We start from the raw sequence: 11,145 nt of genomic DNA, 5'->3' as shown, positions 1-11,145 counted from the left end.
GATTAAATGAAACGAATGGAAATCTTATCACGACTAGAAAAGGCGGGCGTAATCGCGGTAGTTCGCGGAAAGAACCAAGCAGAGGCAGTCAAAGCCAGCCAAGCGATCATCGCAGGCGGAGTAAAAGGAATCGAAGTCACTTTCACGGTTCCTAATGCACAAACCGCAATCCAAGAATTGGTTGGAAGCTATCAAGGTCAAGACGTAGTTATTGGGGCAGGTACGGTATTAGATGCGGTAACCGCTCGTTTGGCGATCATGGCTGGAGCAGAATTTGTAGTCAGCCCAAGTTTTGATCAGGAAACGGCTGAGTTATGTAATTTATATCAAATTCCCTACCTGCCGGGCTGTATGACTATTACTGAAATGCAGCAGGCTCTGAAAAATGGGGTAGATATCATCAAGCTGTTTCCGGGAAGTGTCAGCGGACCAAGCATGGTCTCAGCTGTTAAAGCACCAATGCCTCATATCAACCTGATGCCGACGGGCGGAGTGAACCTTGAGAACATGGAAACGTGGTTTAAGGCAGGTGTCGTTGCAGTTGGTGTCGGAGGTAATCTATTAGCCCCAGCAGCAGAGGGGAATTTCGCGAAGGTAACAGAAATCGCGCAGCAATATGCGGCTAAACTGACTGAGATTCGAGGAGCAGTCAATGGCTAAGGTAGTTTGTTTGGGAGAAATCATGCTGCGGCTGTCTGCCGAAGCGGGCACCCGCCTGAATCAAACGCAACAGCTGGAAGTTTTCTATGGAGGCGGAGAAGCGAATGTCGCTGTCTCTCTAGCTAATTATGGTCATGCCGTCCAGTTTGTCAGCAAGGTTTCAGACAATGGTTTTGGTCAAGCGGCAGAGCGTCATTTAAGAAGCTACGGGGTAGCAACTGACCATTTACTAAAAGCAGTCGGCAGACTAGGAGCTTATTATGTGGAGCAAGGAACTGGTCAACGGGCGACGTCCGTCATTTATGATCGACAAGCTTCAGTATTTGCTTTGATGGATGAGTTGGAATGGCCGCTTGCGGAATTATTTGCCGGGGCAGATATTTTCCATATTTCCGGCATCACTCCCGCACTCTCAGAACAGTGGCAAAACTTGACATTGGAACTGATTAAAGCGGCAAAAAAGGCCGGCTGTAAAGTTAGCTTCGACTGCAACTATCGGCAAAACCTCTGGAGTCAAAAAGCCGCCGGAGCTTTTTTAAACAAGATTCTGCCTTTGGTGGATTATTGTTCAGCTGGGAAAATGGATGCGATCTACTTATTGGGAGTTCCAGAAGTCGAGGCGGATGCCACCTATTATTACCAAAAATTGCAGGAGTTGTTCCCAACGATCCAAGCCTTTTATTCAACGAACCGAATCGTCCATTCGACCTGTATCAACGAATTGCAAGGGACGCTCTGGATCAATGGAAAGTGTTATACATCGAAAAATCATGTGATTGATCCGATCATTGATCGAATCGGCGGCGGGGATGCGTTTACCGGCGGGATATTACATGGCTTGCTCAAAGAAAAGACTCCTAATGAAATCATTGAATTTGCGACGGCTGCAGCTGTTTTAAAGCATTCCGTAAAAGGCGACTGCAATCAGTTCAATGAAAAGGAAATCTTGAAGTTCATCAAAAGCGACAACGCGAAGATTGAACGCTAAAAAACCGGGAACAGTCCTACAAAGGATTGTTCCCGGTTTTTATTTTATAAGCCTAAGGTGATTTTAAAGTATTGCTGCTTTTCTTTATTCTGCCAATGCCATTCTCCGTTAGAGCTTTTGATGGCCCGCTCCAATTCTTGATGAGGATCAGATGGCAATGCAGCTGCAACAGAGTCATCAAAGGAATGACGAGTAAACGTACTAGTATTACTTTCGATCACTAATTGATCCTGCTTCTGCTGGATCGAAATATCAACAGTTCCGAAAGTGGAATCATTCAAGAATTTCTCAAATAATTGAATCAGCAAAGATACATTCTCATCATCCAAAAGTTGAGTATCTTGGTTTATCGTAAGCTGACAAGAGAAAAATTTTGCCTGTTTTCGAAATTCTTTTTGATAATAATCTCGCAGCTGCTGCAGCTGGTGAGTTAATGAAGGAACTTGCTGCTCGCCATGGGACTCTTTTTCAGCTAATAGGTTAAAGGTTGCCAATAAATTTTTCTGCTTTTCTTTCGCTAATAGTTCTTTTTGGGCATTTTCCTGCTGAGTGATTCGATGCCGCTGGATAAAGCTGATATCCTCTTCAAAGTGATAACCGCAAATCAAGAACATCAATCCGCTAAATAGAATCAACGGCCAATCAATCGTTAAATTGGCAGCTCCGGCAAAAAGCTGGATATAGAAAAAGCAATGGATAAAAGCAGCCATAATAATTCCGGGCGAGCATATTGTATAAAAGCGATTGTGGTCGGCGGACTCGGCCAAAGCGATCGCCGCTGTAAATAGTGTCATAAAGACGTTAAAGCCGCTAAAAATCTGCATAGCAATCGGCAAGGATAACTTTCCTGCGACAATACAAAGAACTCCGAAGATTAAAAGAAAGACCTGTGAACCGACACCGTAAAGATAGTAATGTTGATACTTATTGGTTCGCAATAAGTAATAATTGGTCAGAAAAACTGGGACAAGGATCGCGGTTAAATTATAAAAGAGCGACAAGGTCTTCGGTCCAAACAACGTACAGGCCGGGACATTCAAAACGATTGATTGCAGTCCAACTAAAAATATGAGACCGATCAACAGCAGTGCTGAAACGTACTCCTTTTTTGAGTCCTTAGGTTTCAAAAAGAGCAGAACCAGCATCAGAACAATCAAGGTTGTACAGATAATCAAAAGTAAAAATTGCGGCAGAGAACGAAGGAGGAAGAAGCGGCTTACTTCCGCGGTCTCACCAATAAATACTTGAGCAGGAATTCCCGCATAATACTCATAAGGCGTCTTGGTAACGATCCGCAGCTTCTGCTGCCGATAATTCTGCGGCAAATGGATCGTTGTTTGCAATAAGCCGGGGGCCTTTTGTTTCTCGTTGGCAGTGTATTTGTAGAGGAGCTTCTCACCAAGATAAACAGAGAGCCATTGATGATTGGTTCGGACAACTAATTGCGGATCTTTCAGCTTCATTTCCAGCTGCTGCTGCATGATCAGCGCATTGTTTGGAGGCACATTCTTCAAACGTTGTTCGGTTTTCCCAAAGATATAGTGATCGGAGTGATCCTTAACAATAAACGTCCAGCGATCAGTCAGTGCGTGGACATTTGTTTTTTTTATTTCGTTTATAATCTTAAAAGTAGTCAATGAAGCAGCTATTAAAATAACGGATATTATTAAAAGTAGATTGCGTTTTGCATACAATGACGGAAAACGCTCTTGGCATGTAGTAGTTATGATGAAATAACACCCTTTCGTTTAAAAAAAGAAAATAAACTGTGACGTAATGTATAATAATAGTAACATATCACGAGGTCTAGTCAAAATAAATTTGAAATTTTATTCAATTAGCAAGTTAAAAATAGATTTTTTTGATTAATATGATATGATGATTATGAAGAGTTTTTTTCTTTTTAAGGAGGCAATAGAAGAATTTGAAAAATAAAAAAATAACGGTTGTTTATGCCGTTTTGATCTTTTCCTTGTTCTTGTTGGCCGTTTTGACAATTGTTATTCCAAAAGTGTTGAACGTGACACCCTATGTCGTATCAGATAATAAAATGGGACCGGAATATTCTAAGGGCGGCTTGGTTTTTGTGAAGGATGTGATGGAGCCGATCCATGTTGGCGATACGATCACATATTATGAAAATCAAGGAAAAGTAATTAAAACGCGGCGAGTGATCGCTGTGGATCATAAAATTGACGGTTACTTTGTCAAAGGCGACAACTCAGATAAAGCGGAGATGGGAATGGTCCACAAAAGAAACTTAATCGGCCGGCCTCATTTCTATTTACGTTATATTGGCTTTTTAGCTGATACGAAAGTGATGAATGTAATCAAAGGCAGCCTGTTTGTCGGAGCTATTCTCATGACTTTTTCTACGCTGCTTTTTCAAACAGAGAGGAAACAAAGGTTGCGTCAACAGGCCGAATAAAAAGACCTTCACGATGAAGGTCTTTTTTCAATCTATTTAATAAGAAAGATTCATTGATTCTTTAAAGTCATCTTTGGCCTCTTTCATGTCTTCTTTTACTTCCTTGCGACTTTCTTTAAGTGCGCTATTGGTTTCCTTACGACTTTCTTTCATTTCGTTTTTTACTTCTTTTGATGCTTCCTTGATTTCATCTTTGCTGTCGTGTAAATCCTTTTTGAGTTCTTTTTTTACTTGTTTCAGTTCTGTCCGAAATTCTGATTTCCATACAGGTCGGAAAATATAACGATTCACCGTCAACATCCCAATACAAGCAATTCCTAAAACCAACACTGTAATATCTAAACCATTTCTTTTCATTTTCGTTCCTCCCGATCTTTCAATACCAACAACGTCAAACGACCACTTCTAAATATCATTTTTATATTCGTTTCTGATTTATTACTACACTCTCATAATAAGAGAAAAGCGGAAGCGTTTCGTCCAACCAAAGTCGTATTTTCTTCTCGGATAAAGGACTGGTAAGAAAATAAAAAATGACAAAAGCATGAAAAAAAGAGCCTGTATAGGCTCTTTTAAAAAGGTACGCTATTAAAACGTCATTCTATTAGTCGACTGAATATCCGCCTTCACGCAACGTCGCAACAGCAGTATCATATTTATCAGCCTTGATCAAAATGTAATCAGTATTGTAGGTTGAAACTGCAAAAATGCTGATCCCCGCATCAGCTAGAAGGGATGCAATTTTTGCTAAAATTCCTACTAAACTAAAATCCAAGACTCCCTCAATCTTAAAGGCTTTCCACCCATCCTCTCGTTCAATCGTATCAGCAGGAACATTATCAGTAGAAGAAACGATCGAGGTTTCCTCATCTGTTACTCCAATAAAAAGCGGCTGCTGAGTTAGATCAACCTGCGTTAAGTCGACAACCTTATAAACGGATAAATCTTTTGGCAAAGTTACTAATTTCATAATAATGCTCCTCCCAGTTCGTAATCATTTAAATTTATCAGAGGGGATGTAGAAATGCAATCTGATTTTTTGCTGAAAAAGCTGCTACATAGTATATTTGAGGAAATAATTAAAGGAGTCCTTTCCATGAAAGCATTGTATTTTGAACATTTTGGCGCTAGCGAGGTTTTACAATATGGAGAACTGCCGCAGCCGGAGATTGGCGAAAACGATGTATTAGTAAAAGTCGAATATATCGGATTGAATTTTGCGGATATTTATCGTCGACGTGGTGACTATCATATTGAAAAGCACACGCCTTACATCAACGGTTATGAAGGTGCTGGAGTCATTAAAGCTATCGGTGCCAATGTAACAAACCAACAAGTTGGGGAGACGGTCCTTTTTGTTGATGTCCCATTTGCCAATGCCGAATATGTGGCGGTTCCTAGCGAGCAGGCGATTCGCTTACCAGCTGGCATCGATAGTAAGTTAGCGGCCAGTATTGGGCTGCAAGGAATGACGGCTGATTTTTTGGCTCATGACCTTGGGAAAAATACTCCTGGTGAAAAAGCATTTATCACAGGAATCAGCGGCGGTGTAGGACAAGTACTTTCGCAAATGCTAGTAGCTGATGAAATCGAAGTTTATGGTTCTGCCTCTTCGACTGAAAAACAAGCATTGGCGTTATCCCATGGAGTGAAGCAGGTTTTCCCAAGTCGTGAAAATTCATGGGTTGAAACAGTCGAAGGGCAATTTGCCACTGCATATGATGGGGTTGGTTCAACGATTCAGCAGAGCTTGGATCTGATCAAGCACCGCGGAAAAGTAGTCTTTTTTGGAATGGCCGGCGGTGATCCGGTAAAAATTGACCCCGTTGCATTGATGTCCGAATCAAAAAGTATTCTAACTGGAGATCTTTGGGATTACTTAACCAGCTATGAAGAACGAAAAATTCGCAGTGAGCGTTTGTTCAGCTACTTTGCTAAAGGACAAATCGAAATCAGCGAACCAACTATTTTTCCATTATCAGAGGGTAAACAGGCGCATGAATTTTTGGAGACAGGAAAAAGTATTGGAAAAGTATTGCTTAAACCATAGTTAAAGCGAGCATCATCTGGATTTTCAGATGATGTTTTTTGTAACCTGACAAGTGTTTGCAGGTTTACGATGATATACTGATCATGGAGGTGAGTACAGTGGCAGAATATCGTCTATTTCAAATGGTTTACTACTTAATGGATAAAGGAAATACGACAGCGCCAGAATTGGCAGAAAAATTTGAAGTATCTATTCGAACGATCTATCGCGATATTGATATCTTGAGTGCTGCGGGAATTCCCGTATACACGACACAAGGGAAGGGCGGAGGAATCTTCCTGCCTGAAAATTTTGTCTTGAACCGCTCATTAATCTCCGAAGAAGAGCAAAATCAAATCCTGACCGCGCTGCAAGGACTCAGCGGTGTTGATGAAATGGGCAATCAGGCACTGTTGAAGAAATTAGGGACTGTCTTTCAGAAGCAGACGACTAATTGGATCGAAATCGATTTTTCTGATTGGCAACCGCAACATGAAGCATTGTTTCGAACTTTGCAAAAAGCGATCACTCAAAAAAGGCGGATTAGTTTCCATTATTTTAGTCGAGTGAAAGCCGGCTCAGATCGTAAGGTCGAACCGTTGAAGCTGATTTTCAAGGCCAGAGAATGGTATTTATACGCCTATTGTTGTGAGAAGCAAGCCAATCGTTTGTTTAAACTAAAACGAATCAAAGAGCTGGAAATAACGACGGAAACGTTTGAACGTACAGCACCAGAAAACGTTCTTGAACCCGAAAAGATTTATACGGCAGAAAAGCAGCAGCTTCAACTAGTTTTTGCGCCAGAATTGGCCTATCGCGTCTACGAAAATTTTGAAGATGTCCAAGAAACTGAGGATGGCCGGTTGTTGGTGTCGAAATATTTTCCGGTGAATGATAGTCTGTATAGTTTTCTACTGTCATTTGGCGGACAGCTGGAAGTCCTATCGCCTGCTTCTGTACGTAGCGAATTAATCAAAAAAATCGACCAATTGAAAACTATTTATTAAACCTGACACGAGGTTGCAGGTTTAACTCGTTATAATGAAGTCAAAGTTGAAAGCGAGGAAAAATAAATGAAGTATGATTGGAAAAAACAAGAGAAAGAATTATATGGTACAAAAAAGAAAGCAGAGCTGGTAACCGTTCCAGTGCAAAAGTTTCTTACGATCCAAGGAGAAGGAAATCCCAATAACGAAGATTTTTCAGCTCGAGTAGGCGTGCTTTATCCTGTGGCTTGGTCTATCAAGATGGGGTTCAAAAAATTTTATAAGGCACATTTAGAATTACAAAGTGAGTTCGACTATTCTGAATTCGCAATCTTTCCATTAGAAGGAATCTGGTCCACGAAGAACACCAAAGATATTACCGATAAGGAAAGCTTTGAATACAAAATCATGCTGCGACAACCAGATTGGATCACCCAAGAGATGTTCGAAGCGGCAGTAGCAGCAGTAGCAAAGAAAGAGCCGAATGACTTGTTAACAAAACTTTCCTTGGAGACGATTGAAGATGGAAAATGTGTCCAAATTCTGCATCATGGTTCGTTTGATGATGAGCCAGCCTCTTTTCTAAAGCTAGATCAATTTGCAACAGAGCAGGGACTGAAGCGCAGAAGTTTTGATCATCGTGAAATTTATCTAAACGATGCCAGAAAAACAGCGCCAGAGAAACGTCGGACTATCTTGCGTTATCAAGTAGATTAAAAAAAATAAACCTTAGGATTCTAAGGTTTATTTTTTTACTCTGATTCTAAGCACAACTTTAGTCTTCTTTTGGTCTTTTTAGTATAGTGGTCAAAGGAGGTGAAGACATGGAAAATCTTATTTTGCTTGGTCATATTATTTTTGGTATCGCTTCATTTATCGGCTCATTATTATTGACGATTGGTTTTAGAAAATCTTTCGCCAAATTGACAGGGATTCAAAAATCAGGCATTGTTTTAACCGTTGCCAGCCTATTCGGTACGATCGCATTTGCGATGCTGACGAAAGGGAATATGTTAGGAGCTGTCCTATTTATCGTTCTTGGCATAGCAATGTGTGCGCTGCTTGTGGCACCAAAAGCCGTGAAAGAATAAAAAATACAAAAGAAAAACCGCTAGAGACCAAGTCTCTAGCGGTTTTTTAGATATCACAGGAGGGATTCGAACCCCCGACCGTCCGCTTAGAAGGCGGATGCTCTATCCGGCTGAGCTACTGTGACAGTAGTTTTGCAACAATTGCTATTATAGAAAAACTACTCTTAATTGTCAATCCTAATTCGTTATTTTACTGATTCAAAAAGATATTCTTTGATCAATTGCAGTGTTTTCGGATTTTCGATCAAGGAACCATGGTCGGCTTGTTCCTCCACGGTGATTTCCTTATATTTTTCACTGTCGCCATAAATCAAGCGTCCAGCAAGCACACTTGTCAAAGGAACCGTGTTATCAGAATTTTGATTATCGACATTGCCGGCGATGTTATAAACGGTAATATTCTTAGGAATGTTCTTTTTATTTTTCAAGTAATACTTTAGCAAGTCGCTCTCTGCTTTAGGTTTCGTGAAGGTCGAACTATTGTCGTTATAATCCCACGACGTATCGTTGTAAGGTGAACCTAATGTAATCAAATGATAAAGTGAAGGATCATTGCTCTTTTGCTCATTCTCTAAGTAACCGGTTATGATCAAGCCGCCGTTTGAATACCCTAAGTAATCATAGGTGTTGAAAGTATAGTACTTTTCAGCATACTCTAATGCTTTTTGGAACCAGCGAGATTGTTTAGGCAAGGATGGGTCAGAGCCGTCTTCAAAAGCAATCGCAATAATCGGCCGCTTTGTATCTTTAGTAAAGTGTCCGGATGAAGTAATGGAATCATCCATATTAACGGTGATTTTTATTTCATCAACGCCTTTTTCTGATTGTCTTAATGAATCGACCAAACTGTCGAAACGGTCGACGTCGCCATTGGTACCTGGCACCATGATTACTGGCGCAGGAATCGGCAAAGGATTGTTTGAATTTTTAGATGCTTGGACATGGTCCTTTGTTTCGAAAATGAATATCCCGAGGATACACACCAATAGGATTGATATGATGCCTCCTATTTTTTTGTTCTTCACAGGAAACTCCTCCGTTTCAGTTCCTTAGTTTACGCCGATTTTCATCAGGTACAAGTAAAAAGACGGAAATTCAAAAAAATTTCAAATTTCCGTCATCCATTTTATTTATTTTTTGAGATTAAGGCCACACCATCGCCTAAAGGTAATAAGGAAGAAGACAGTTCTGGTGATTTCGTGATCTCTTCTAAAAATTCATTCAGCTTGCGGTGGATCGCACGATTTTTCCGCGGAATTTCATCGATCGGCTGCAAGACTGTGCCTGCTTGAAAAATATCATCTACCATCAAAATGCCGTCATCGGATAATAGACGTAAACACTCGGGTAAAAAGGTAATGTATTTCGATTTTGCACTGTCCATAAAAATGAAGTCATAGGGCCCGTCTAAAGTACTGAGTAAATCTATCGCGTCGCCTTCCAACAGAGTTACCTGATCTTCTAAGCCTAATTTAGCAAAATTGACTTTTGCTTTTTCGATCATGACTGGGAAGCGATCAATCGTAGTGATTTTCGCCTCTTTATCAAGACTTTCCGCCATCAAACTGGCTGAAAATCCGATTGCAGTTCCAATTTCTAAGACGTTTTTAGGCCGCTTTTGCTTCAATAAAAATTGTAAGAATACAACCGTTTCATGAGGAATCACCGGAACCCCATTTTCATGAGCGAGTTCTTCCAATTCTCCCAAAGGTCCAGTCAGTTGTTTTTGTTCTGTACGCAAATAGTGCAGAATATCTTCATTGATTATTGGGCGGTACATCATTTCGTTACGCATTATTTTTCCTCTTTCTCTAATAATTTTCCTAATGTCAGCCAGTCTTCCGCAATTTTCTCACTTAGTGAACGATTATAAAAAATCGCCGCCGGGTGAAAAAGGGGAACGACTGTGTATTCTTTTTCTGATAGTTGGTAACGGTCCTGCTCATTCGTCAGCTCTAAGACAGGGCCATGGTAAATTTCGCCATGTCGCTCGCTGATTTGCCATTTTGGTCCAAGTAGCCGCTGCAAACCGATATTTCCTAACGTCGCAATGATTTTCGGTTGAATTGTTGCCAGTTCATAATCTAGAATCGGTGCATGGGCCAAAATTTCTTTTTTATTCGGTGTACGATTTGGATAAACTGTTTCGTCTTCTTGTGTCCGTTTATTGAAGCGTTCTACAATCTTATAAGGGCGGCTTCTGACGGCACTGGTGATATAAGTATTCTCGCGGGTGAGACCGATTGATTCCATCGCTTGGATCAATTCTTTGCCGGCCGCGCCAGAAAAAGGAATATGATTGACCACTTCGTTGCGGCCTGGAGCTTCACCGACCAACATCAATTTTGGCTGGAGCGGTCCTTGCCCTGCGATAAATCCTTCAAGTTGAAACTCTTTTGAACGATCAGATACTAATTTGACTAGCTCTTCTGGATAGTCCATTCGCGTCACCTCGCTTTGTCATCTTTCTACATAGTAGAAAAAAGCAGGGCACACGTCAATAATTAATCATTGACTTGACCATTCTTTTTTAGTAGAATATGAATGTTGTAATTGTGGAACCCACAGCTACAACCGCACAGAACAAGTTAGTAAGTACTTCGGTCACTTGGGATGGCGAGTCTAAGTATATTATATAAGGAGGTGCCACAAGCATGTACGCAATCATCAAAACTGGCGGTAAACAAATCAAAGTTGAAGAAGGTCAAGCAGTCTACATTGAAAAATTAGACGTTGAAGCTGGCGAAAAAGTTGTCTTCGACCAAGTTGTTTTAGTAGGCGGCGAATCTACAAAAGTAGGAGCTCCTATCGTTGAAGGTGCAACTGTTGAAGGAACTGTAGAAAAACACGGCAAACAAAAGAAAGTCGTTACTTTCAAATACAAACCTAAAAAACATTCACACCGCAAACAAGGTCATCGTCAACCTTACACTAAAGTTGTCATTGACTCAATCAAAGCATAA

14 protein-coding genes, 1 tRNA gene and 1 other annotated feature are annotated in these 11,145 nt (G+C 40.7%); of the genes, 8 read left to right on the top strand and 7 right to left on the bottom strand.

Annotated features, from left to right (window positions below; all coding sequences use genetic code 11):
- Positions 1-6 precede the first annotated feature (6 nt).
- Both PGP85_RS06695 and PGP85_RS06690 read left to right on the top strand, forming a co-directional pair.
- Positions 7-660 carry a bifunctional 2-keto-4-hydroxyglutarate aldolase/2-keto-3-deoxy-6-phosphogluconate aldolase gene (locus PGP85_RS06695; RefSeq protein WP_270326679.1) on the top strand — a complete coding sequence of 218 codons (654 nt, stop codon included), beginning with the start codon at positions 7-9 and terminating at the stop codon, positions 658-660.
- A complete protein-coding gene (locus tag PGP85_RS06690) occupies positions 653-1,648 on the top strand; it encodes a sugar kinase (protein ID WP_270326678.1) in 996 nt (331 codons plus the stop codon). The genes PGP85_RS06695 and PGP85_RS06690 overlap by 8 nt, the downstream gene beginning before the upstream one ends.
- 44 nt (positions 1,649-1,692) lie before the next feature.
- Here the strand turns inward: PGP85_RS06690 and PGP85_RS06685 are convergent, their stop codons facing one another.
- Positions 1,693-3,285 carry an MFS transporter gene (locus PGP85_RS06685; RefSeq protein ID WP_270326677.1) on the bottom strand — a complete coding sequence of 531 codons (1,593 nt, stop codon included), beginning with the start codon at positions 3,283-3,285 and terminating at the stop codon, positions 1,693-1,695.
- A gap of 287 nt (positions 3,286-3,572) precedes the next feature.
- Between PGP85_RS06685 and PGP85_RS06680 the strand changes: the two genes are divergently transcribed.
- Positions 3,573-4,076, top strand: coding sequence for a S26 family signal peptidase (locus tag PGP85_RS06680; protein ID WP_010740730.1), 504 nt, complete (start codon positions 3,573-3,575; stop codon positions 4,074-4,076).
- 36 nt (positions 4,077-4,112) lie between these two features.
- On the opposite strand, the gene PGP85_RS06675 is transcribed toward PGP85_RS06680, so the two are convergent.
- Positions 4,113-4,433, bottom strand: coding sequence for a YtxH domain-containing protein (locus tag PGP85_RS06675; protein WP_270326675.1), 321 nt, complete (start codon positions 4,431-4,433; stop codon positions 4,113-4,115).
- Positions 4,434-4,680: 247 nt separating this feature from the next.
- Positions 4,681-5,046 carry an ACT domain-containing protein gene (locus PGP85_RS06670; RefSeq protein WP_010740728.1) on the bottom strand — a complete coding sequence of 122 codons (366 nt, stop codon included), beginning with the start codon at positions 5,044-5,046 and terminating at the stop codon, positions 4,681-4,683.
- Between the two features lie 126 nt (positions 5,047-5,172).
- Here PGP85_RS06670 and PGP85_RS06665 point away from each other — a divergent pair, with 126 nt between their 5' ends.
- The 4 genes from PGP85_RS06665 to PGP85_RS06650 all read left to right on the top strand — a co-directional run bounded on the left by PGP85_RS06665 (position 5,173) and on the right by PGP85_RS06650 (position 8,182).
- Positions 5,173-6,126 (top strand): zinc-binding dehydrogenase, encoded by a 954-nt coding sequence (locus PGP85_RS06665; RefSeq protein ID WP_270326673.1) that lies wholly within the window; start codon positions 5,173-5,175, stop codon positions 6,124-6,126.
- 98 nt (positions 6,127-6,224) lie between these two features.
- Positions 6,225-7,112 (top strand): helix-turn-helix transcriptional regulator, encoded by an 888-nt coding sequence (locus tag PGP85_RS06660; RefSeq protein ID WP_270326672.1) that lies wholly within the window; start codon positions 6,225-6,227, stop codon positions 7,110-7,112.
- 66 nt (positions 7,113-7,178) lie between these two features.
- A complete protein-coding gene (locus PGP85_RS06655; RefSeq protein ID WP_270326670.1) occupies positions 7,179-7,808 on the top strand; it encodes a GyrI-like domain-containing protein in 630 nt (209 codons plus the stop codon).
- A gap of 107 nt (positions 7,809-7,915) precedes the next feature.
- A complete protein-coding gene (locus tag PGP85_RS06650) occupies positions 7,916-8,182 on the top strand; it encodes a Na+-transporting malonate decarboxylase, carboxybiotin decarboxylase subunit, madB (RefSeq protein WP_270326668.1) in 267 nt (88 codons plus the stop codon).
- A gap of 51 nt (positions 8,183-8,233) precedes the next feature.
- On the opposite strand, the gene PGP85_RS06645 is transcribed toward PGP85_RS06650, so the two are convergent.
- The 4 genes from PGP85_RS06645 to PGP85_RS06630 all read right to left on the bottom strand — a co-directional run bounded on the left by PGP85_RS06645 (position 8,234) and on the right by PGP85_RS06630 (position 10,624).
- Positions 8,234-8,307, bottom strand: a tRNA-Arg gene (locus PGP85_RS06645).
- Between the two features lie 60 nt (positions 8,308-8,367).
- Positions 8,368-9,207 (bottom strand): alpha/beta hydrolase, encoded by an 840-nt coding sequence (locus PGP85_RS06640; RefSeq protein ID WP_010740664.1) that lies wholly within the window; start codon positions 9,205-9,207, stop codon positions 8,368-8,370.
- Positions 9,208-9,308: 101 nt separating this feature from the next.
- Positions 9,309-9,977 (bottom strand): O-methyltransferase, encoded by a 669-nt coding sequence (locus tag PGP85_RS06635; protein ID WP_010740663.1) that lies wholly within the window; start codon positions 9,975-9,977, stop codon positions 9,309-9,311.
- A complete protein-coding gene (locus PGP85_RS06630; protein ID WP_010740662.1) occupies positions 9,977-10,624 on the bottom strand; it encodes a uracil-DNA glycosylase in 648 nt (215 codons plus the stop codon). The genes PGP85_RS06635 and PGP85_RS06630 overlap by 1 nt, the downstream gene beginning before the upstream one ends.
- Positions 10,625-10,744: 120 nt before the next feature.
- Positions 10,745-10,816 (top strand) — a sequence feature (ribosomal protein L21 leader region).
- 20 nt (positions 10,817-10,836) lie between these two features.
- Between PGP85_RS06630 and rplU the strand changes: the two genes are divergently transcribed.
- Positions 10,837-11,145: a 50S ribosomal protein L21 gene (gene rplU, locus PGP85_RS06625; protein ID WP_010740661.1), complete on the top strand. Its 309-nt coding sequence runs from the start codon at positions 10,837-10,839 to the stop codon at positions 11,143-11,145.

It is taken from the genome of Enterococcus malodoratus, assembly GCF_027659535.1.
In the GTDB taxonomy this organism is placed as follows: Bacteria; Bacillota; Bacilli; order Lactobacillales; family Enterococcaceae; genus Enterococcus_A; species Enterococcus_A malodoratus.
The sequence above is the reverse complement of the archived record's forward strand: the minus strand, read 5'-3'. Positions and strand labels throughout refer to the sequence as shown.